This window comes from Pseudomonas fluorescens (genome assembly GCF_902498065.1).
In the GTDB taxonomy this organism is placed as follows: domain Bacteria; phylum Pseudomonadota; class Gammaproteobacteria; order Pseudomonadales; family Pseudomonadaceae; genus Aquipseudomonas; species Aquipseudomonas fluorescens_BJ.
Genome location: NZ_CABVIR010000001.1, coordinates 382,067 through 403,584, shown reverse-complemented (window position 1 = coordinate 403,584; position 21,518 = coordinate 382,067). Strand labels below are relative to the sequence as shown.

Annotated in this window: 18 protein-coding genes; 14 read left to right on the top strand and 4 right to left on the bottom strand. The window is 58.8% G+C overall.

What is annotated here, in order from left to right:
• Positions 1 to 55 precede the first annotated feature (55 nt).
• Complete coding sequence (locus F8N43_RS01955; protein ID WP_150634409.1) at positions 56 to 2,464, bottom strand: DNA translocase FtsK; 2,409 nt, start codon at positions 2,462 to 2,464, stop codon at positions 56 to 58.
• A 295-nt stretch (positions 2,465 to 2,759) separates the two neighbouring features.
• Between F8N43_RS01955 and trxB the strand changes: the two genes are divergently transcribed.
• The 4 genes from trxB (at position 2,760) to infA (ending at position 5,547) form a co-directional block, all read left to right on the top strand.
• Complete coding sequence (gene trxB, locus F8N43_RS01950) at positions 2,760 to 3,719, top strand: thioredoxin-disulfide reductase (RefSeq protein ID WP_150638676.1); 960 nt, start codon at positions 2,760 to 2,762, stop codon at positions 3,717 to 3,719.
• A gap of 64 nt (positions 3,720 to 3,783) precedes the next feature.
• Positions 3,784 to 4,464 carry a leucyl/phenylalanyl-tRNA--protein transferase gene (gene aat, locus F8N43_RS01945; RefSeq protein ID WP_150634411.1) on the top strand — a complete coding sequence of 227 codons (681 nt, stop codon included), beginning with the start codon at positions 3,784 to 3,786 and terminating at the stop codon, positions 4,462 to 4,464.
• A gap of 56 nt (positions 4,465 to 4,520) precedes the next feature.
• A complete protein-coding gene (locus F8N43_RS01940; RefSeq protein ID WP_150638678.1) occupies positions 4,521 to 5,228 on the top strand; it encodes an arginyltransferase in 708 nt (235 codons plus the stop codon).
• A 100-nt stretch (positions 5,229 to 5,328) separates the two neighbouring features.
• On the top strand, positions 5,329 to 5,547 hold the full coding sequence (infA, locus tag F8N43_RS01935) for a translation initiation factor IF-1 (protein WP_002553999.1): 219 nt from the start codon (positions 5,329 to 5,331) through the stop codon (positions 5,545 to 5,547).
• Positions 5,548 to 5,784: 237 nt separating this feature from the next.
• Here infA and clpA read toward each other — a convergent pair whose 3' ends face one another.
• Both clpA and clpS read right to left on the bottom strand, forming a co-directional pair.
• Positions 5,785 to 8,055, bottom strand: coding sequence for an ATP-dependent Clp protease ATP-binding subunit ClpA (gene clpA / locus F8N43_RS01930; protein WP_150631143.1), 2,271 nt, complete (start codon positions 8,053 to 8,055; stop codon positions 5,785 to 5,787).
• 30 nt (positions 8,056 to 8,085) lie between these two features.
• Positions 8,086 to 8,469 carry an ATP-dependent Clp protease adapter ClpS gene (gene clpS, locus F8N43_RS01925; protein ID WP_034146919.1) on the bottom strand — a complete coding sequence of 128 codons (384 nt, stop codon included), beginning with the start codon at positions 8,467 to 8,469 and terminating at the stop codon, positions 8,086 to 8,088.
• Between the two features lie 225 nt (positions 8,470 to 8,694).
• Between clpS and F8N43_RS01920 the strand changes: the two genes are divergently transcribed.
• Positions 8,695 to 8,976: a cold shock domain-containing protein gene (locus tag F8N43_RS01920; RefSeq protein WP_150631148.1), complete on the top strand. Its 282-nt coding sequence runs from the start codon at positions 8,695 to 8,697 to the stop codon at positions 8,974 to 8,976.
• A gap of 62 nt (positions 8,977 to 9,038) precedes the next feature.
• Here F8N43_RS01920 and icd read toward each other — a convergent pair whose 3' ends face one another.
• Positions 9,039 to 10,295, bottom strand: coding sequence for an NADP-dependent isocitrate dehydrogenase (gene icd, locus F8N43_RS01915; protein ID WP_017339594.1), 1,257 nt, complete (start codon positions 10,293 to 10,295; stop codon positions 9,039 to 9,041).
• Between the two features lie 494 nt (positions 10,296 to 10,789).
• Between icd and F8N43_RS01905 the strand changes: the two genes are divergently transcribed.
• The 9 genes from F8N43_RS01905 (at position 10,790) to aceA (ending at position 21,434) form a co-directional block, all read left to right on the top strand.
• A complete protein-coding gene (locus F8N43_RS01905; protein WP_150631141.1) occupies positions 10,790 to 13,015 on the top strand; it encodes an NADP-dependent isocitrate dehydrogenase in 2,226 nt (741 codons plus the stop codon).
• 196 nt (positions 13,016 to 13,211) lie between these two features.
• The gene (locus F8N43_RS01900; RefSeq protein ID WP_150631140.1) at positions 13,212 to 13,658 is read left to right on the top strand and encodes an NUDIX hydrolase; all 447 of its coding nucleotides are present in this window, start codon (positions 13,212 to 13,214) and stop codon (positions 13,656 to 13,658) included.
• A gap of 59 nt (positions 13,659 to 13,717) precedes the next feature.
• A complete protein-coding gene (gene mnmA, locus F8N43_RS01895) occupies positions 13,718 to 14,863 on the top strand; it encodes a tRNA 2-thiouridine(34) synthase MnmA (RefSeq protein WP_150631139.1) in 1,146 nt (381 codons plus the stop codon).
• Complete coding sequence (gene hflD, locus F8N43_RS01890) at positions 14,860 to 15,483, top strand: high frequency lysogenization protein HflD (RefSeq protein ID WP_150631138.1); 624 nt, start codon at positions 14,860 to 14,862, stop codon at positions 15,481 to 15,483. Before mnmA ends, hflD begins: the two co-directional genes overlap by 4 nt.
• Before the next feature lie 127 nt (positions 15,484 to 15,610).
• Positions 15,611 to 16,981: an adenylosuccinate lyase gene (gene purB / locus F8N43_RS01885; RefSeq protein WP_017339599.1), complete on the top strand. Its 1,371-nt coding sequence runs from the start codon at positions 15,611 to 15,613 to the stop codon at positions 16,979 to 16,981.
• A gap of 86 nt (positions 16,982 to 17,067) precedes the next feature.
• Positions 17,068 to 18,237 (top strand): cupin domain-containing protein, encoded by a 1,170-nt coding sequence (locus F8N43_RS01880; RefSeq protein WP_150631137.1) that lies wholly within the window; start codon positions 17,068 to 17,070, stop codon positions 18,235 to 18,237.
• Positions 18,230 to 18,655, top strand: a complete 426-nt coding sequence (locus F8N43_RS01875; protein WP_150631136.1) for a GNAT family N-acetyltransferase — start codon at positions 18,230 to 18,232, stop codon at positions 18,653 to 18,655. The genes F8N43_RS01880 and F8N43_RS01875 overlap by 8 nt, the downstream gene beginning before the upstream one ends.
• Before the next feature lie 216 nt (positions 18,656 to 18,871).
• The gene (locus F8N43_RS01870) at positions 18,872 to 19,633 is read left to right on the top strand and encodes a secretin N-terminal domain-containing protein (protein ID WP_150653101.1); all 762 of its coding nucleotides are present in this window, start codon (positions 18,872 to 18,874) and stop codon (positions 19,631 to 19,633) included.
• 475 nt (positions 19,634 to 20,108) lie between these two features.
• Positions 20,109 to 21,434, top strand: coding sequence for an isocitrate lyase (aceA, locus tag F8N43_RS01865; protein ID WP_053121621.1), 1,326 nt, complete (start codon positions 20,109 to 20,111; stop codon positions 21,432 to 21,434).
• Positions 21,435 to 21,518: the final 84 nt, after the last annotated feature.

The following is a 21,518-nucleotide window of genomic DNA, read 5'->3' as shown; positions in this document are numbered from 1 at the left end:
ATAACATTCGTGGGAGTTCGGACGGCGCGTCACTGCGCCATCCTTGCAAATAAAATCAGTCGCGCACCGGGCCTGGGGCCAGGACTTCACGGGAACCGTTGGTATTCATGGACGTCACGACCCCGGCCATTTCCATGGCTTCGATCATGCGTGCGGCGCGGTTGTAGCCGATTTTCAGCTTGCGCTGAACCGCGGAAATGGACGCACGACGGCTTTCCAGCACGAACTGCACCGCTTCGTCGTACAGCGCATCGGTTTCAGCATCGTCATCACCACCACCGCCGCCATTCTCAAAGCCGCTGCCGGCCTCTTCCACACCGGCGAGGATGTCATCGTTATATTCCGGTGCACCGCGCAGTTTCCAGGCTTCAACCACCCGGTGAACCTCGTCATCGGAGACAAACGCGCCGTGAACACGTATCGGCAGACTGGTGCCCGGTGGCATGTAGAGCATGTCACCGTGGCCCAGCAGTTGCTCGGCGCCGCCCTGGTCGATGATGGTCCGCGAGTCGATCTTGCTCGACACCTGGAACGCCATGCGCGTCGGGATGTTCGCCTTGATCAGACCGGTGATCACGTCAACCGACGGGCGCTGGGTCGCGAGGATCAAGTGGATACCCGCGGCACGAGCCTTCTGGGCGATACGCGCGATCAGCTCTTCAACCTTCTTGCCGACGATCATCATCATGTCGGCAAATTCGTCGACCACCACGACAATAGTTGGCAGCTTGGTCAGCAGCGGCGCTTCGTCGTGAATGCTTTCGCGTTTGTACAACGGATCGGTCAGCGGCGTACCGGCATCCTGGGCTTCCTTGACCTTGGCGTTGAAGCCGGACAGGTTGCGCACGCCCATCTTCGCCATCAACTTGTAGCGACGCTCCATCTCCGCCACGCTCCAGCGCAGGGCGTTGGCCGCGTCCTTCATGTCGGTCACCACCGGGCACAGCAGGTGCGGAATGCCTTCGTAGATCGACAGCTCAAGCATTTTCGGGTCGATCATGATCAGCTTGGCGTCTTCCGGGCCGGACTTGAACAGGATCGACAGGATCATCGCGTTCACCCCCACCGACTTACCGGAACCGGTCGTACCGGCCACCAGCAAGTGCGGCATTTTCGCCAGGTCGGTGATGACCGGCTTTCCGCCGATGTCATGACCGAGGGCCAGGGTGACCGGGGATTTGAAGTTGTCGTACTCAGGAGTCGACAGCACTTCGGAGAAGCGCACGATCTGCCGGTCTTCGTTGGGAATCTCGATACCAACGGTGGTCTTGCCCGGAATCACTTCCACCACCCGCACACTGGTCACGGCCAGGGAACGCGCGAGGTCTTTTGCCAGGTTGGAAATACGGCTGACCTTGACCCCGGCGGCAGGCTGGATTTCGTAACGGGTAATCACCGGGCCTGGGTGAATCGAGTCCACCGAAACTTCGACGCCGAATTCCTTGAGCTTGATTTCCAGCAAGTGGCCGACGGCTGCCAGCGACTCCGGGGAATAGTTGAGTTGTTTCTTTTCGGCCGGATCGAGAATCGAGATCGGCGGCAAGGTGCCTTCGACGGCGCTGTCGACGAACAGTGGCGCCTGTTTCTCTTTTTCCACGCGCTGGCTTGGCGCGGCGGGTTTCGGCGGCGCGGGGGCAATCACCGGCGGCACCTGCTTCTCGCGTTCAGACATGTGCTTGCTCAGGGCCTGCTCACGCTCGATCAGGCGTTCCTTGACCTTGGCTTGCTCGCGCTTGTCGGTAACGGTCGGCGCGACCACGTCATGCACGCGATCGTCGACTTCACGCAACTGCGCAACCAGTTGCTTGCGCTCGACACGGGCGGCCCACCAGCGGTTGGCCGCGCCCTGGAACAGTTCGAACAGGTCGAGGGTGATCTTGCCGGTGAGGTCCATCACCTTGAACCACGACAGGTCGGTGAACACCGTCAGGCCGAACAGGAATAACGCGATGAACAGCAAGGTGCTGCCCTGAATGTTCAGTGCATTGCGGGCCAGGTCGCCAAGACTCTCACCCAACGCGCCGCCCGCGCCGGCCGGCAGACCGGTCGCAGCATGGAAATGGATGTGGGCCAGGGCCGCGCCCGACAGCACCAGGAACACCAGACCGATCAGGCGCCAGGAGAACAGCCAGCCGCTCCACTGCCACGGCTCGTGGCGTTGACGGAAGATCTGCCAGGTCTTGACCGCCAGCAACAGCGGGAAGATGTAAGCGAAGTAACCCAGCACCATGAACAGGATGTCGGCGCTGTAGGAGCCGACCGGCCCGCCGAAGTTCTGAACATCGTCGATCTTGCTGTTATGGCTCCAGCCCGGATCGTCCTTGCCGTAAGTCAACAAGGCCATCATCAGGAACAGGCACAAGCCGCCGATGGCAATCAATGCACCTTCCTTGAGTCGGTAGTGCAAATGCTGGCGCCAGAGTGGAACGACGGCTGGTTTAGGTGCTGCGGTGGATTTCTTCAAAACGCTACTTTTCCTGCGCCTATGGCGCGTCCATCTGTTGAATGACTATAAAAAACTGCCCAATCCAGGCAGGTAAAAAAGTTAACAGGCGCAACTGGGACTACTTTTAACACTGCACTCCGGTTTTTATAAACACGGCATGCACTGAATATTCAAGTGACCGGCACGCATTGTACGGGTTTGTTCGTACGATGCCATGCTGGCAAGCCATGGATCAGCCTAGCTAACGGCATACAACCTGCGATTCAATTTGAGCACGCATTCTCTTTTGTGACAAAGGCTTATGAGGTGTTTTATGAGCGAATCCAAGCATTGCCGCCTGATCATTCTGGGTTCCGGCCCCGCCGGTTACAGCGCAGCCGTTTATGCCGCCCGCGCCAACCTCAAACCCGTGGTCATTACCGGCATACAGGCAGGTGGCCAGCTCACCACCACCGTCGAAGTCGACAACTGGCCCGGTGACGTCGAAGGCCTGACCGGCCCGGCACTGATGGAACGCATGCAAAAACACGCCGAGCGCTTTGATACAGAGATCGTTTACGACCACATCCATACGGCCAAGTTGCAACAGCGCCCGTTCGAACTTATCGGCGATGGCGGCACTTACACGTGCGACGCACTGATAATTGCCACCGGCGCTTCGGCGCAGTATCTGGGCCTGCCCTCGGAAGAGGCCTTTGCCGGCAGAGGGGTTTCGGCCTGCGCAACGTGCGACGGCTTCTTTTATCGCAATCAGGTGGTCGCCGTAGTGGGGGGTGGTAATACGGCTGTTGAAGAGGCGTTGTATTTGTCCAACATTGCCAAAGAAGTCCACTTGATTCACCGACGTGACAAGTTGCGTTCGGAGAAAATACTTCAGGACAAACTCTTCGAAAAGGCCGCCAACGGCAATATCCGTTTGCACTGGAACCAGAACCTCGATGAAGTGTTGGGCGATGCCAGCGGCGTGACCGGCGCCCGCCTGCGCGAAAGCCACAGCGGCGAAACCAGCGAGCTGCCGGTAGCTGGCGTGTTCATCGCCATTGGCCACAAGCCCAACACCGAGCTGTTCGAAGGTCAGCTGAAAATGCGTGACGGTTACCTGCTGATCAGAGGCGGCAACGAAGGCGATGCCACCGCCACCGAGATCCCCGGCGTGTTCGCCGCCGGTGACGTGGCCGACCACGTCTATCGCCAGGCCGTCACTTCCGCCGGGGCCGGTTGCATGGCCGCGCTGGACGCCGAAAAATACCTCGACGACATTCCGACCATTTGACGGCAAACTTCACGGTGGGCGCCCCCGCCCACCATTGCCCTCCCCTTCTGTAAGCCCGGATGCCATGCTGACTTGGTTACAACGCAACACCCTGACGTTCCCGCCACTGGAAAAAGCCATGCGCGATCCCAACGGATTGCTGGCTGCGGGCGGCGATCTGTCCGCCGATCGTCTGATTCAGGCTTATCGCCACGGCTGTTTTCCCTGGTTCTCGGAAGGCCAGCCGATTCTCTGGTGGTCGCCGGATCCGCGTACGGTGCTGTTTCCCGACGAACTGCATGTCTCGCGCAGCCTGGCCAAGCTGCTGCGCCAGCAACGCTATCAAGTGACCTTTGATCAGGATTTTCCCGCGGTCATCCGCGCGTGCGCCGCGCCCCGGGATTACGCCGACGGAACCTGGATCACCGAGGCCATGCAGAACGCCTACCTCGCCCTGCACCAGCGTGGCTACGCGCATTCGGTTGAGGTCTGGGACCAGGGTGAACTGGTTGGCGGGCTTTATGGATTAGCGATGGGCCAGCTGTTTTTCGGCGAGTCCATGTTCAGCCGCGCCGACAATGCCTCCAAATTTGGCTTTGCCACCCTGGTCAAACATCTGAAAGACTCGGGTTTCGTGCTGATCGATTGCCAGATGCCCACCGACCATTTGCACAGCCTGGGCGCCCGCGCGATTCCTCGTCGCGAGTTTGCCCGCTACCTGGCGCAGCATCTGGATCAGCCCAGCCGTGCTACTTGGGTTTGCTGAGCGACTTTTCCACGCGTGGCTTACACTTAATCAAAAGCTTATCCCGAGGGTTGATCATGACCGAGTTGGCGCGTTTGAAGTTTTATGCCACTCAGCCCCACTCTTGCAGTTATCTGCCCGAAGAGCAGGCCACGACGCTGTTCCTCGACCCTAGTCAGCCCATGGATGTGCATGTCTATGCAGACCTGTCTGAAATGGGTTTTCGTCGCAGCGGCGATCATCTTTACCGGCCTCATTGCCAGAACTGCAATGCGTGTGTGCCGGCTCGCATTCCGGTGGCGCAATTTTCGCCCAACCGTCAGCAGAAACGCATTTTCAAGCGCAACGCCGACTTGCAGGTACGCCCCGCCAAACCCAAGTTCAGCGAAGAATACTTCGACCTGTATCAGCGTTACATCGAACAGCGCCATGCCGACGGCGACATGTACCCGCCAAGTCGTGACCAGTTTTCGACCTTCCTGGTGCGCGACCTGCCATTTTCGCGCTTCTATGAATTTCGCCTGGAGGGACAGCTGCTGGCGGTGGCCGTCACCGACTTGCTGCCGAACGGTCTGTCGGCGGTCTACACCTTCTACGAACCCTCTGAAGAGCGCCGCAGCCTGGGGCGTTACGCGATCCTCTGGCAAATCGCCGAGGCCCGGCGCCTGGGGCTTGAAGCGGTCTACCTCGGCTACTGGATCAAGAACTGCAAAAAAATGAGCTACAAGACCCAATATCGCCCCATCGAACTGCTGATTAATCAGCGCTGGGTCATCCTGAACTAGAACCCCTTGGCTTAAACCCCATTTTTCGGGCACAATGCACGCCGCTTTTGCCTGGCGCAGTTGCACCGGGCCATTCATTGGACACCGAGGGCTTTACTGCATGTCGAAAGAAGACAGCTTCGAAATGGAAGGCACTGTCGTCGACACCCTGCCCAACACCATGTTTCGCGTGGAGTTGGAAAATGGGCACGTCGTAACCGCGCATATCTCCGGCAAGATGCGCAAGAACTACATTCGTATTCTTACCGGTGACAAAGTGCGCGTCGAGCTGACGCCCTATGACTTGAGCAAAGGGCGCATCACTTACCGCGCTCGCTAATCAAGTCAATACAAGACGCCCGGCTTATGCCGGGCGTTTTTGTTTGTCTGCGATTTGACGGCCCACCTATTGCCAATGTGGGAGCGAGCCTGCTCGCGATAGCGGTGGATCAGCTTGCATTGATGTTGAATGTACTGGCCCATCGCGAGCAGGCTCGCTCCCACAGGGGGGCGGTGTACAAACCCCAGACAGCAAAAAGGCGCCTTTCGGCGCCTTCTGCTTTATTGCGATTTAACGTCAGGCCATTTCCGCCGTGGTTTCGAACTCGAAGGTCAACTCGCCGTCCTTCAGGTCGATGTGTACCACGCCGCCATGGTCGGCCAGTTCGCCAAAGAGAATCTCCTCCGCCAGCGGACGCTTGATCTTGTCCTGGATCAAACGCGCCATTGGTCGAGCGCCCATTGCCGAATCGTAGCCACCCGCCGCCAGCCAGCTGCGCGCCGCGTCGGTCACTTCCAGCTGCACGCGCTTGTCTTCCAGCTGCGCCTGAAGCTCGGTAAGGAACTTGTCCACCACGCTTTTGATGACCTCATGGCTGAGGCGACCAAACTGGATAATGGTGTCCAGACGGTTGCGGAACTCGGGCGTGAAGCTCTTCTTGATCACTTCCATCGCATCGGACGAGTGGTCCTGATGGGTGAAACCGATCGAAGCACGGGCTGCGGTCTCGGCACCTGCGTTGGTCGTCATGATGACGATCACGTTACGGAAGTCCGCCTTGCGCCCGTTGTTATCGGTTAGCGTACCGTGGTCCATCACCTGCAGCAGCAGGTTGAAGACTTCCGGATGCGCCTTCTCGATCTCATCGAGCAACAGTACGCAGTGAGGCTGCTTGGTGATGGCTTCGGTCAGCAGACCGCCCTGATCAAACCCGACATAGCCAGGAGGTGCACCGATCAGACGCGATACGGTGTGGCGCTCCATGTATTCGGACATGTCGAAGCGAACCAGTTCGATACCCAACGCCTTGGCCAACTGACGCGCCGCTTCGGTTTTACCGACACCGGTCGGGCCTGCGAACAGGAACGAGCCGACAGGCTTGTCAGGCGACTTGAGGCCGGCACGGGACAGTTTGATCGCAGTCGACAGCGAGTCGATTGCGGCATCCTGACCAAAAACCGTCAGCTTCAGGTCACGCTCAAGGTTACGCAGCAGCTCTTTGTCGGAACTGGTGACGTGTTTTGGCGGAATCCGCGCGATTTTCGCGACGATGTCCTCGACTTGAGGCACTTCGATGCGTTTCACGCGCTTCTCGATCGGCTGCAGACGCTGGTAGGCGCCCGCCTCGTCGATCACGTCGATGGCTTTGTCCGGCATGTGCCGGTCGTTGATGTAACGCGAAGCCAGTTCGGCAGCCGCACGCAACGCTTCATCGCTGTATTCGATGCCGTGGTGCGCTTCGAAACGCCCTTTCAGGCCACGCAGGATACCGATGGTGTCTTCCACCGACGGCTCCGACACATCGACCTTCTGGAAGCGTCGTGCCAAGGCACGGTCCTTCTCGAAGATCCCGCGGAATTCCTGGAAGGTGGTCGAACCGATGCAACGGATATCACCGGACGACAGCAGCGGTTTCAGCAGGTTCGAGGCATCCATGACGCCACCGGACGCGGCACCCGCACCGATGATGGTGTGGATCTCGTCGATGAACAGGATCGCCTGCGGACGTTTTTTCAGCTCATTGAGCAACGCCTTGAAGCGCTTCTCGAAATCGCCACGGTATTTGGTCCCGGCCAGCAAGGCCCCCAGATCAAGGGAATACACCACGCTGTTGGCCAGCAGGTCCGGCACCTGGTTGTCGACAATACGTTTGGCAAGGCCTTCGGCAATCGCGGTTTTACCCACGCCCGCCTCGCCCACCAGCAGCGGATTGTTTTTGCGACGACGCGCCAGGATCTGCGCGACACGCTCGACTTCGAGCTCACGGCCTACTAACGGATCGATACGACCCTGACGCGCAAGTTCGTTGAGGTTGCTGGCATAAGCATCCAGAGGATTGCCTGAAGAAGAAGACTCACCGCCCTCGTCGTCCTGCATATCTTGCTCACCTTCAGAGTGATCGCCATGCCCCGGCACTTTGGAAATGCCGTGGGCGATGTAGTTGACGACATCGATGCGCGCAACGCTCTGCTGTTTCAGCAGGAACACTGCCTGACTCTCTTGCTCACTGAAGATCGCAACCAGCACGTTGGCGCCAGTCACTTCGCGTTTGCCCGAGCTCTGTACGTGGAAAACAGCACGCTGCAGGACACGTTGAAAGCCCAGAGTTGGCTGGGTCTCGCGATCCTCGTCATGGACGGGAATCAACGGCGTAGTGGAGTCGATGAACTCCTGCAGATCATGCTTGAGTTTGTCGAGGTTTGCGCCGCAGGCACGCAAAACAGTGGCGGCAGCCTCATTATCCAATAGGGCCAGCAGGAGATGTTCGACGGTCATGAACTCATGACGCTTCGAACGGGCCTCCTTGAAGGCAAGATTGAGGGTGACTTCGAGCTCGCGGTTTAACATAGCTTCACCTCATACCCAAGTGGTCGGCGATTAACCGTCCTTCTCGATTTCACAGAGTAGCGGATGCTGGCTTTCCCTGGCGTACTGGTTGACCTGCATGGCCTTGGTCTCGGCAATGTCGCGGGTAAACACTCCACATACTGCCCGTCCTTCTGTGTGGACGGCCAGCATGACCTTGGTCGCCAGCTCGCGATTCAGGTTAAAAAACACCTCGAGCACTTCGACGACGAAATCCATCGGTGTGTAGTCATCATTGAACAAAACCACCTTGTACATCGGCGGTGCCTGTAAAGCAGGCTTCGCCTCCTGAACAGCAATGCCTGCGGAATCGTCGTCGTGTTCCTCCGGATGGTCTTTCTGGAGAGTCGGGCGATCCTGATTGAATGTTAGTCGAATCTGGCTGATTGCATGCATGGAAAGAAAGGTTCGTCAGTTGTGCGAATACAGTAGTGGGGACGGTTATGAACGATTTCAACACCGACTGCCTGGTCACCTTGACTATCGGCAAAACGGTGTTACAACCAATAGAGCCCACAGTGGGTAAAAAAGGTCCGCGGAGTCAATCTTATTTACAGGATCTGACTGCGGATGTACGGGATGATACTCCAGTGATGGAGTCTGTTGCAGAGGGATATGAGCATGGCTGTCGGTAAGGTGAAATGGTTCAACAACGCCAAAGGGTTCGGTTTCATTAACACCGACACCAGAGAAGGCCGTGACGAGGATGGCAAGGAAATCGATTTTTTTGCCCACTATTCGGCCATTGACATGGATGGCTACAAAACCCTCAAGGCTGGACAAGCCGTCAACTTTGAAATCGTTCAGGGCCCCAAAGGCCTGCACGCAGTGAAAATTACGTCTGCGACCGTTGCGAACGAACACACCTCGCCCGCCACCCGGCAAGACACCGTGTCGAACTGACGCGACCGATCATCTCGTCATAAAAAAACCGCCCTAAGGCGGTTTTTTTTGTGCCGACTCGCTTACATATGCGAAATCAGTGCATCACCAAAGCCGGAAGAAGACACCAGTTTCGCGCCCTCCATCAGACGTTCGAAGTCATAGGTCACGGTCTTCGCGGAGATCGCGCCGTTGGTGCCCTTGATGATCAGGTCCGCGGCTTCGGTCCAGCCCATGTGACGCAGCATCATTTCTGCGGACAGAATCAGCGAACCCGGGTTGACCTGGTCCTTGCCGGCGTATTTCGGCGCAGTACCGTGGGTCGCTTCGAACATGGCGATGGTGTCGGACAGGTTGGCACCCGGCGCGATACCGATACCGCCCACTTCCGCCGCCAGGGCGTCGGAGAGGTAGTCGCCGTTCAGGTTCAGGGTCGCAATCACATCGTATTCGGCCGGGCGCAGCAGGATCTGCTGGAGCATGGCGTCGGCGATGGCGTCCTTGACGATGACGTTCTTGCCGGTTTTCGGGTTCTTGAACTGCATCCAAGGCCCGCCGTCGAGCAGGGTCGCGCCAAACTCTTCAGCCGCCACTTCGTAGGCCCATTCCTTGAAGGCACCTTCGGTGAACTTCATGATGTTGCCTTTGTGCACGATGGTCAGCGAGTCGCGGTCGTTGTCGACCACATACTGCAGGGCCTTGCGCGCCAGACGCTTGGTGCCTTGCAGCGAAACCGGCTTGATGCCGATACCGCAGTTTTCGTCGAAACGGATCTTGGTGACGCCCATTTCATCTTTAAGGAACTTGATGACTTTGGTCGCTTCCGGCGAACCGGCCTTCCACTCGATACCGGCGTAGATGTCTTCCGAGTTCTCACGGAAGATCGTCATGTCGACGTCGCCAGGCTTCTTGACCGGGCTAGGCACGCCTTCGAACCAACGCACCGGGCGCAGGCAGACATAAAGGTCGAGTTGCTGACGCAGGGCCACGTTCAGGGAACGGATGCCGCCGCCGACCGGAGTGGTCAGAGGGCCCTTGATGGAAACCACGTAATCCTTGACTGCGTCCAGGGTTTCCTGAGGCAGCCAGGTGTCCTGATCGTAAACCTGAGTCGCTTTTTCCCCGGCGTAGACTTCCATCCAGGAAATTTTGCGCTCGCCGCCGTAAGCCTTCTTAACAGCAGCATCGACAACCTTGATCATGACCGGGCTGATATCAACCCCAATACCATCGCCTTCGATGAAGGGGATGATCGGGTTGTTAGGAACATTGAGAGAATGGTCCGCGTTGACGGTGATTTTGTCGCCGACTGCTGGAACCTGAATCTTCTTGTATCCCATGCTGAACTCCATTGTTTGGATTGAACATCTGGCTTCGTTCGAGCGTACCCCAGTTAAATCGGCACGCAAACCCTATGTTCCATCCATCTGCCGCAAAGCTGCACAGTTCGCGACGTACAAGCCTGAAAGCAAAGGGAAAAGCGCCAAACTCAAGCACGGTGCAAGACTCTACGCCCCACGCGCCCCTGCGACCTTTAGACCAATGGACGAGAATCGTTGTGTGTGAACCATCGGCAGATTGCCAGCTACCTATGTATAATGCCGCCCGCTGACCACAGAGTCACGATGGCCGACCTCTCTAGCACGAGACTTTGGACCTGAAAAAGCAGGACTGTTACCGCAGTCCACCCGCTTGACGCTCGACTGATGCACCCAACATCACCGCGCACAAACCTCGACATTCGGCTCATGGATGACTTTGAACGAACGCGCTTACCCGGCGCCCCTCGAGTTTCTGCGCACGCTTTAGCAAAGAAGAGAGAGTTAATCCGAATATGCCCACCCGCTCGAAGATCATCTATACCTTCACCGACGAAGCCCCAGCCCTCGCCACCTATTCACTGTTGCCTATCGTAGAAGCGTTCACCGCTTCGGCTGATATCGCCGTTGAAACCCGCGATATCTCTCTTGCAGGGCGCATCCTGGCCAGCTTCCCCGAGCAATTGGGTGACAAAGCCGTAGCCGACCACCTCGCCGAACTGGGCGACCTGGCCGTTACGCCTGAAGCCAACATCATCAAGCTGCCGAACATCAGTGCTTCGGTTCCGCAACTGCAGGCCGCGATCAAAGAGCTGCAAGCCCAGGGCTTCGCACTGCCGGACTACCCGGAAACCGTGACCAGCGACGCCGACAAAGAAACCAAGTCGCGTTACGACAAGATCAAGGGCAGCGCCGTGAACCCGGTTCTGCGCGAAGGCAACTCCGATCGTCGCGCACCACTGTCGGTCAAGAACTACGCACGCAAGCACCCGCACAAAATGGGCGCCTGGGCTGCGGACTCCAAGTCCCACGTCGCGCACATGAGCACCGGTGATTTCTACGGCAGCGAAAAAGCTGCCCTGATCGACGCCGCTGACGCTGTCAAAATCGAATTGATCGCTCAAGACGGCACCACCACCGTCCTGAAAGAAAAGACCACCGTGCAAGCCGGTGAGATCCTCGATTGCGCGGTCTTGAGCAAAAACGCTCTGCGCAGCTTCATTGCTGCCGAAATCGAAGACGCCAAAGCCAAGGGCGTACTGCTGTCGGTTCACCTGAAAGCCACCATGATGAAGGTCTCCGACCCGATCATGTTCGGCCAGATCGTTGCCGAGTTCTATAAAGATGCACTGGCCAAGCACGCTGACGTGCTGGCGCAGATCGGCTTCAACCTGAACAACGGCATCGGCGATCTGTACGCTCGCATCAAGGCTTTGCCTGCCGAGCAACAAGCGCAGATCGAAGCGGACATCCAGGCGGTCTACGCCGTTCGTCCGTCGTTGGCCATGGTCAACTCCGACAAAGGCATCACCAACCTGCACGTGCCAAGCGACGTGATCGTCGACGCCTCGATGCCGGCGATGATCCGCGACTCCGGCAAGATGTGGGGCACTGACGGTCAGCTGCACGACACCAAGGCTGTGATCCCGGATCGCTGCTACGCCACCATCTACCAGGCGGTGATCGAAGACTGCAAGCTGCACGGCGCTTTCGATCCAACCACCATGGGCAGCGTGCCAAACGTTGGCCTGATGGCGAAAAAAGCCGAAGAGTACGGCTCGCACGACAAGACCTTCCAGATCAAGACCAACGGCGTAGTCCGCGTGATCGACAGCAAAGGCAGCCTGCTGCTGGAGCAATCGGTTGAAGCCGGCGACATCTTCCGCATGTGCCAGACCAAAGACGCGCCGATCCAGGACTGGGTCAAACTGGCCGTCAACCGTGCTCGTGCCAGCAGCACTCCGGCGATCTTCTGGCTGGACCCTATGCGCGCTCACGACGGCGTAGTGATCGAGAAAGTTCAGGCTTACCTGAAGGATCACGACACTGCCGGCCTGGACATCCAGATCATGGCGCCAGTCGACGCGATGAAGTTCACTCTGGACCGTACTCGCGCAGGCAAGGACACCATCTCGGTGACCGGCAACGTACTGCGTGACTACCTGACCGACCTGTTCCCGATCATGGAACTGGGCACCAGCGCCAAGATGCTGTCGATCGTTCCGCTGATGAATGGCGGCGGTCTGTTCGAAACCGGCGCTGGCGGCTCGGCACCGAAGCACGTTCAACAGCTGCTGGAAGAGAACTTCCTGCGCTGGGATTCCCTGGGCGAGTTCCTGGCCCTGGCCGCTTCCCTTGAACACCTGGGTGTTACCTATAACAACCCTAAAGCGCTGGTTCTGGCCAAGACCCTGGACCAGGCCACTGGCCAGTTCCTGGACAACAACAAGTCGCCATCGCGCAAAGTCGGTAACATCGACAACCGCGGCAGCCACTTCTACCTGGCACTGTACTGGGCACAAGCCCTGGCTGCCCAGACTGAAGATGCTGCACTGCAAGCGCAGTTCGGCGAACTGGCAAAAAACCTGACCGAGAACGAAGCAACCATCGTTGCCGAGCTCAACGCCGTTCAGGGCAAGCCAGTGGACATCGGCGGTTACTACCACGCCAATGCCGAGCTGATCAGCAAGGCCATGCGCCCGAGCAACACTTTCAACGCCGCGATCGCTGCGCTGGTTTAAGGTTGTAAGGATGCAAAGAAGCCCCGGCCCCGTGCCGGGGTTTCTGTTTTTGAAGACAACGCAAAACCCTGTGGGAGCTGGCCTGCCAGCGATAGCGGCTTATCATTCAACATTGATGGTGACTGACTCATCGCAATCGCTGGCAGGCCAGCTCCCACAGGGATAGTGTTTCAACCTTTGAATTTGAGGAAGCTTCATGGACTGGAAACCCCACATCACCGTCGCCACCATTGTCGAAGACAACGGTCGTTTCCTGATGGTCGAAGAAACCAAGCACGGACGAACGGTACTCAATCAGCCTGCCGGCCACCTCGACCCGAACGAAACCCTGATCGAAGCCGCCGTCCGCGAAACCCTCGAGGAAACCGGTTGGGACGTCGAGGCGACCGGCGTGGTGGGTATTTACCTCTACACCGCCCCCAGCAACGGCGTGACCTACCAGCGGGTCTGCTTCAGTGCAAAACCGCTCAAGCATCACCCCGACTACCCGCTGGACGACGGCATTGTCGGCGCAAAATGGCTGACACGTGACGAACTGCTGGAACAGCGCGCAAACTGGCGCAGTGAGCTGATCATCCGCTGTATCGATGATTATCTGGCAGGCTTTCACTTCAGTCTCGAACTGATCCGCCCTTCTCTTTAGCCTTGCGGGCTTCGGCCTGTTAGAATCGCGTCCTTTTTCAAGACACTCATTGAATCCCTATGCGTGATCCAGCCCCTTCTGACACACAAAAGAAGCGCGTCATTGTCGGTATGTCCGGCGGCGTGGACTCTTCCGTTTCCGCTCTCCTGCTGATCGAGCAGGGTTATGAGGTGGAAGGCCTGTTCATGAAGAACTGGGAAGAAGACGATGGAACGGAATACTGCACCGCCATGGATGACCTGGCGGACGCCCAGGCCGTGTGCGACAAGATTGGCATCAAGCTGCACACCGCCAACTTCGCCGCCGAGTACTGGGACAACGTGTTCGAGCACTTCCTGGCCGAATACAAGGCCGGTCGCACGCCAAACCCGGACATCCTCTGCAACCGCGAAATCAAGTTCAAGGCGTTCCTCGACTACGCCATGGTGCTTGGCGCCGACCTGATCGCCACCGGTCACTACGTGCGCCGCCGCGACATCGATGGCCGCACCGAACTGCTCAAGGGTCTGGACCCGAACAAGGACCAGAGTTACTTCCTGCATGCCGTCGGCGGTGAACAGATCGCCAAGACCCTGTTCCCGGTCGGCGAGCTGGAGAAGCCCGAAGTGCGCGCGATTGCCGAGAAACACGACCTGGCCACCGCGAAGAAAAAGGACTCCACCGGGATCTGCTTTATCGGCGAGCGCCGTTTCAGTGACTTCCTCAAACAGTACCTGCCGGCGCAACCGGGCGAAATCAAGACCACCGAAGGTGAAGTCATCGGCCGTCACCACGGCTTGATGTACCACACCATCGGCCAGCGTCAGGGTTTGGGTATCGGCGGCTTGAAAGACGCTGGTGACGAGCCGTGGTACGTGCTGATCAAGGACCTGGAACACAACGAGTTGATCGTTGGCCAGGGCAATGACCACCCTTACCTGTTCTCCCGCGCCCTGCTCGCCTCGGACATCTATTGGGTCAACCCGATCGACCTGAGCGAGCCGCGCAAGCTGACCGCCAAAGTGCGTTATCGCCAAAGCGACCAGCCGTGCACGCTGGAGAAAACCGCCACCGGCTACCGCGCGACCTTCGATGACCCGCAACGCGCGGTCACCCCGGGCCAGTCCGTGGTCTTCTATGACGGTGAAATCTGCCTCGGCGGCGGCGTGATCGAAGTGGCAGAGCCGTGGACCAGCAAAAGCACGTCCACAGGCCAGCCACAATGAGCCCGACTCAGGAGCAACTGACGGCGCTGGGCGGCGTATTTCTCGCCGCCGTCCTTGTCGACAAGATCGCCAAGACCGGCCAGACCAGCGAAGCCGGCCTGACGTGCATGCTCGGCAGCCTGCTGATTCGCGACCCCAAGGACACGCTGGAAGTCTACGGCGGCGACGACATCAATCTGCGCGAAGGTTATCGCGCGCTGATCGGCGCCCTTGAACGCGACCCGAGCACCCTGCAGCGCGAACCGCTGCGCTACGCCCTGGCGATGCTCGGGCTGGAGCGCCAACTGGCCAAGCGTGGCGACATGCTCGACGTGATCGGCAAGCGCCTGCCGCAGATTCAATCTCAGGTCGAGCACTTCGGCCCTGCCCACGAAAACGTGATCGCAGCCTGCGGCGCGTTGTACCAGGACACCCTGAGCACCTTGCGCCAACGGATTCAGGTCCACGGCGACATGCGCAACCTGCAGCAACCCAGCAACGCCTCGAAGATCCGCGCGCTGTTGCTGGCGGGGATTCGTTCGGCGCGCCTGTGGCGGCAGCTGGGCGGTCATCGCTGGCAGTTGGTGGTCAGTCGTCGCAAGTTGCTCAAAGAGCTTTACCCGCTGATGCGCAGCAGCTGAACCGCGCCCGCAACACCGTTTTGTAGTCAGTAACGCGTAATACGCTGGTCAGTTGGCAACGGACCGGCGGATTTTTTCATGTATGATACGCGCCCCATTTCGTTGCCCGACTGTCCGAGAACACCCCATGCAGCTTTCTTCGCTCACTGCGGTTTCCCCTGTTGACGGCCGCTACGCCGGCAAAACCCAGGCCCTGCGCCCAATTTTCAGCGAATACGGTCTGATCCGTGCTCGCGTTCTGGTTGAAGTGCGCTGGCTCCAGCGTCTGGCCGCTCACCCTGCCATCAGCGAAGTGCCGGCGTTCTCCGCCGAAGCCAACGCTGTGCTGAACACCCTGGCGGAAAACTTCTCTCTGGAGCACGCCGAGCGCGTCAAAGAGATCGAGCGCACCACCAACCACGACGTCAAAGCCATCGAATACCTGCTCAAAGAGCAAGCGGCCAAGCTGCCGGAACTGGCTGCTGTCAGCGAATTCATCCACTTTGCCTGCACCAGCGAGGACATCAACAACCTGTCCCACGCCCTGATGCTGCGTGAAGGCCGTGATGACGTGATGCTGCCACTGATGCGCCAGACCGCCGAAGCCATCCGCGAACTGGCGATCCGTTTCGCTGACGTGCCGATGCTGTCGCGCACCCACGGCCAACCGGCCTCGCCGACCACCCTGGGCAAAGAGCTGGCGAACGTGGTTTACCGCCTGGAGCGTCAAATCGCTCAGGTCGCTGCCGTTCCGCTGCTGGGCAAGATCAACGGCGCCGTGGGCAACTACAACGCTCACCTCTCGGCCTACCCTGAGATCGACTGGGAAGAAAACGCCCGCGCCTTCATCGAAGACGAGCTGGGCCTTGGCTTCAACCCGTACACCACGCAGATCGAACCGCACGACTACATTGCCGAGCTGTTCGACGCGATTGCCCGCTTCAACACCATCCTGATCGACTTCGACCGCGACATCTGGGGCTACATTTCCCTGGGTTATTTCAAACAGCGCACCATCGCTGGCGAAATCGGTTCGTCGACCATGCCGCACAAGGTCAACCCGATCGACTTCGAAAACTCCGAAGGCAACCTGGGTATCGCCAACGCACTGTTCCAGCATCTGGCGAGCAAGCTGCCGATCTCCCGCTGGCAGCGCGACCTGACCGACTCCACCGTCCTGCGCAACCTCGGTGTCGGCTTCGCCCACAGCGTGATCGCGTACGAAGCCAGCCTCAAAGGCATCAGCAAACTCGAGCTCAACGCGCAGAAAATTGCTGCCGACCTCGATGCTTGCTGGGAAGTCCTGGCAGAGCCGATCCAGACCGTGATGCGTCGCTACAACATCGAAAACCCGTACGAGAAGCTGAAAGAGTTGACCCGTGGCAAGGGCATCAGCCCTGAAGCGCTGCAAACTTTCATCGACGGGCTGGACATGCCCGCCGCCGCCAAGGCCGAGCTGAAACTGCTCACCCCGGCGAACTACATCGGCAACGCTGTAGAGCAAGCCAAGCGCATCTGATCGACCGCTGCACCCGTTTGAGACGCCCGGCAGCGCCGGGCGTTTTTATTCCCGTCTGAAAAGTGCTTTTTTTCAATAGGTTACACATGAATCCTGATATTCCTCTTCAACTTCTGGGCGGCATCACGGCGCGCGAATTCCTGCGTGACTACTGGCAGAAAAAACCCCTGCTGATCCGTCAGGCGATTCCTGATTTCGAAAGCCCGATCGACGCCGACGAACTGGCCGGCCTGGCGCTGGAAGAAGAAGTTGAATCGCGCCTGATCATCGAGCACGGCGAGCGTCCTTGGGAATTGCGCCGCGGCCCGTTTGCCGAAGACGAATTCAGCAAGCTGCCGGAAACCGAATGGACCCTGCTGGTACAAGCGGTTGACCAATTCGTGCCGGAAGTCAGCGAACTGCTGGAACAGTTCCGCTTCCTGCCGAGCTGGCGCATCGACGACGTGATGATCAGCTTCGCCGCTCCAGGCGGCAGCGTGGGTCCGCATTTCGATAACTACGATGTGTTCCTGTTGCAAGGTCACGGCAAGCGCAACTGGAAAATCGGCCAGATGTGCACCTCCGAAAGCCCGCTGCTGCAACACGCAGACCTGCGCATCCTCGCTGATTTCGAAGCTACCGATGAGTGGGTTCTGGAACCGGGCGACATGCTCTACCTGCCGCCGCGCCTGGCTCACTGCGGCGTGGCCGTCGATGACTGCCTGACCTATTCGGTAGGTTTCCGGGCGCCGAGCGCTGCTGAAGTGCTGACCCACTTCACCGATTTCCTCAGCCAGTTCCTGACAGATGAAGAGCGTTATACCGACGCCGATGTCCTGCCTGCGGCCGACCCGCATCAGATCCAGCACGACGCCCTTGATCGCCTGAAAAGCCTGCTGGCCGAGCACATGAGCGACGAGCGCCTGCTACTGACCTGGTTCGGCCAGTTCATGACCGAACCGCGCTACCCGGAACTGGTCGTCGGCCCGGAAGAGATCGAAGAAGAAGACCTGCTCGCCAGCCTGGAGCAAGGCGCCATACTGATCCGCAATCCGAGCGCACGCCTGGCCTGGTCCGAAGTCGATGACGACCTGCTGTTGTTCGCCAGCGGCCAGAGCCGTTATCTGCCCGGCAAACTGCGCGATCTTCTGAAGATGATCTGCGCCGCCGATGCGCTGCACATCGACAACCTCGGCGCATGGTTGAGCGACGAAGACGGTCGCGGCTTGCTGTGCGAACTGATCAAGCAAGGAAGCCTGGGGTTTGCTGATGAGTAAAATTCACGTACGTGTCGCAGACTGGCAAAAGGACAACGCCGAGATCCGGCGCATTCGTGAGACGGTGTTCATCGGCGAGCAATCCGTTCCGCCCGAGCTGGAATGGGATGCAGATGACGCAACGGCGGTGCATTTTCTGGCCTTCGAAGGCGACTTTCCAATTGGCACCGCCCGCCTGCTGCCCGACGGGCACGTTGGCCGGGTGTCGGTGCTGAAAGACTGGCGCGGCTTGAAAGTGGGCGATGCGCTGATGCAAGCGGTGATCGGTGAAGCCGAGAAGCGCGGTTTGAAGCAGCAGATGCTGAGCGCGCAGGTTCAGGCGACGGCGTTCTATGAGCGCCTGGGCTTCAGCCTGGTCAGTGAGGAATTCCTGGAAGCAGGGATTCCGCATGTGGACATGGTGCGCCATTCGGCTTGAGACCGCGGCGCGGCCATCGCGAGCAGACTCGCTCCCACAATTGGAATGCATTTCTCTGTGGGAGCGAGCCTGCTCGCGATAGCGGCCTCAAGAACACCACAAAACGCCCCGCCATCTCAGGATGCCGGGGCGTTTTGCTGTCTACGATTCAACTTGCCCCACGGCGGGCCGACAAACTGGCAAACTCAAGACATCAAGAAGTCGGAGATAACGGATATGTCCCTACGCACCCTGCTCACCACGCTGCTACTGACCTGCAGTTTTACGGTCATGGCGGCCACCGAGATCGTGCCCCTGAACTACCACACCAGCGCCGACATGCTGCCGATGGCCCAGGATTTTATCGGCAAGGACGGCCAGGTCAGCGCCTATGGCAACCAACTGATTGTCAACGCCGATCAGCGCAAGATCGACGAACTTAAAGCGCTTGTTGCGAAACTTGATACTCAACCCAAGCGCTTGCTGATCACCGTCGACACCAACGAAAACAACTTCCAGGGAGATCAGGGTTATTCGGTCAATGGCGCCAAACCCAGCCAGACCCGAATCATCAATCGCAGCACCGAAAGCCGTGACGGTGGCATTCAGCAAGTCCAGGCCAGCGAAGGCGCACCGGCGCTGATCCAGGTGGGCCAAAGCGTACCGCTGACCAGCACGCAGACCGATTCCTACGGCGACCCGCGCAGCCAGACCGAGTACCGCAACGTCACCCAGGGTTTCTATGTCACCGCCAGCGTCACCGGTGACATCGTTCATTTGTCGATCAGCACAAACCGTGACCGCATGAGCCAGGAACGTCCCGATGTAGTGAACGTGCAAAGCACCGACACAACCGTCACCGGCCGCCTCGGCGAATGGATCACCCTGGCCGGCGTGAATCGCCAGACCCAGGCCGACAAACAGGGCCTGACCCGCAGCTACTCGACTCAGGGTCGGGATGACATGACCCTGCGGGTGAAAGTCGATACTTTGGACTAAACCACCGAAAACTGACTGATTAGTCGTATTAGACCAAAGATGTAGTGCTTGAAAAAAAGCACTACAAAACGTTTGACGAGCCAAAAAAGCAAAGGCATGATGGCCTCGCTCCCGCTAATCAGGGGCCCTGGCAAGGGCCTTCGAAGCGATGCTCGCATCTACCCCGCGAGCCGTTTCGTGTCTGTACCGCCCACAAGGTGTGTTTGACGAGGTTGCCGACTGGAACGAAGTTGTCCCGAGGGACGGAAGCGTATTTAGGTAACCCGGCATCACACTGAAGTTTGTATAAAGGCCCACGACGCCCGAATGCGCTCGACAGTCCGCCCTTACCTGCTCACTTCCCCTCGAGCCCATCGTTCATCCCGTCGCCAATCCCGCCGAATTCGACTTGACCGCCTAAGCTTCTGGTCTGCGAGCGCATGAATTTTCCACCGCAGAACAACTTTCCGTAAAAGACGCGACGAGGTTTATCTCCATGGCACTGACACGCGAACAGCAAATTGCAGCCCTCGAAAAAGACTGGGCTGAAAACCCACGCTGGAAAGGCGTGACACGCGCTTACTCCGCTGCTGACGTCGTCCGCCTGCGTGGCTCGGTTCAACCTGAGCACACCTTTGCAAAACTCGGCGCCGAGAAGCTCTGGAACCTGGTGACCCAGGGCGCCAAGCCGTCCTTCCGTCCTGAGAAAGATTTCGTCAACTGCATGGGCGCCCTGACTGGCGGCCAGGCTGTACAGCAAGTAAAGGCCGGCATCCAGGCGATCTACCTGTCGGGCTGGCAAGTGGCTGCGGACAACAACTCCGCCGAATCGATGTACCCGGATCAGTCGCTGTACCCGGTGGACTCGGTTCCAACCGTGGTCAAGCGCATCAATAACTCGTTCCGTCGTGCTGACCAGATTCAGTGGAAAGCCGGCAAAGGCCCGGGCGACGAAGGCTACATCGACTACTTCGCGCCAATCGTGGCTGACGCCGAAGCCGGTTTCGGCGGCGTACTGAACGCTTACGAGCTGATGAAGAGCATGATCGAAGCAGGCGCCGCCGGCGTTCACTTCGAAGACCAACTGGCTTCCGTGAAAAAATGCGGCCACATGGGCGGCAAGGTACTGGTTCCTACCCAGGAAGCTGTGCAGAAGCTGACTGCGGCTCGTCTGGCCGCTGACGTTGCCGGCACGCCGACCATCATCCTGGCCCGTACCGACGCCAACGCGGCTGACCTGCTGACTTCGGATTGCGACCCGTACGACCAGCCATTCGTGACTGGCGAACGTACCCAGGAAGGCTTCTACAAAGTGCGCGCCGGTCTCGACCAGGCCATCGCTCGCGGCCTGGCTTACGCGCCGTACGCCGACCTGATCTGGTGTGAAACCGCCAAGCCGGATCTGGACGAAGCCCGTCGCTTCGCTGAAGCGATCAAAAAGGAATACCCGGACCAACTGCTGTCGTACAACTGCTCGCCTTCCTTCAACTGGAAGAAAAACCTGGACGACGCGACCATCGCCAAGTTCCAGCGCGAATTGTCCGCCATGGGTTACAAGCACCAGTTCATCACCCTGGCCGGCATTCACAACATGTGGCACAGCATGTTCAACCTGGCGCACGACTACGCCCGCAACGACATGACTGCCTACGTGAAGCTGCAAGAGCAAGAGTTCGCTGACGCTGCCAAGGGTTACACCTTCGTGGCTCACCAGCAGGAAGTGGGCACCGGCTACTTCGACGACATGACTACCGTGATCCAGGGTGGTACGTCTTCGGTAACCGCACTGACCGGCTCGACTGAAGAAGAACAGTTCCACTGATCTGCTTCGCCTGAACGAACGGCCGTTGCGGACCGAATAAAAAGCTAACCGCAACGCCGCACATCTGACGCCCCGACTGGTTCG

Coding starts and splice junctions, on each gene's coding strand:
- trxB (WP_150638676.1), top strand. CDS start 2,760: ATGAGCGAATCCAAGCATTGCCGCCTGATCATTCTGGGTTCCGGCCCC.
- aat (WP_150634411.1), top strand. CDS start 3,784: ATGCTGACTTGGTTACAACGCAACACCCTGACGTTCCCGCCACTGGAA.
- F8N43_RS01940 (WP_150638678.1), top strand. CDS start 4,521: ATGACCGAGTTGGCGCGTTTGAAGTTTTATGCCACTCAGCCCCACTCT.
- infA (WP_002553999.1), top strand. CDS start 5,329: ATGTCGAAAGAAGACAGCTTCGAAATGGAAGGCACTGTCGTCGACACC.
- clpA (WP_150631143.1), bottom strand. CDS start 8,055: ATGTTAAACCGCGAGCTCGAAGTCACCCTCAATCTTGCCTTCAAGGAG.
- clpS (WP_034146919.1), bottom strand. CDS start 8,469: ATGCATGCAATCAGCCAGATTCGACTAACATTCAATCAGGATCGCCCG.
- F8N43_RS01920 (WP_150631148.1), top strand. CDS start 8,695: ATGGCTGTCGGTAAGGTGAAATGGTTCAACAACGCCAAAGGGTTCGGT.
- icd (WP_017339594.1), bottom strand. CDS start 10,295: ATGGGATACAAGAAGATTCAGGTTCCAGCAGTCGGCGACAAAATCACC.
- F8N43_RS01905 (WP_150631141.1), top strand. CDS start 10,790: ATGCCCACCCGCTCGAAGATCATCTATACCTTCACCGACGAAGCCCCA.
- F8N43_RS01900 (WP_150631140.1), top strand. CDS start 13,212: ATGGACTGGAAACCCCACATCACCGTCGCCACCATTGTCGAAGACAAC.
- mnmA (WP_150631139.1), top strand. CDS start 13,718: ATGCGTGATCCAGCCCCTTCTGACACACAAAAGAAGCGCGTCATTGTC.
- hflD (WP_150631138.1), top strand. CDS start 14,860: ATGAGCCCGACTCAGGAGCAACTGACGGCGCTGGGCGGCGTATTTCTC.
- purB (WP_017339599.1), top strand. CDS start 15,611: ATGCAGCTTTCTTCGCTCACTGCGGTTTCCCCTGTTGACGGCCGCTAC.
- F8N43_RS01880 (WP_150631137.1), top strand. CDS start 17,068: ATGAATCCTGATATTCCTCTTCAACTTCTGGGCGGCATCACGGCGCGC.
- F8N43_RS01875 (WP_150631136.1), top strand. CDS start 18,230: ATGAGTAAAATTCACGTACGTGTCGCAGACTGGCAAAAGGACAACGCC.
- F8N43_RS01870 (WP_150653101.1), top strand. CDS start 18,872: ATGTCCCTACGCACCCTGCTCACCACGCTGCTACTGACCTGCAGTTTT.
- aceA (WP_053121621.1), top strand. CDS start 20,109: ATGGCACTGACACGCGAACAGCAAATTGCAGCCCTCGAAAAAGACTGG.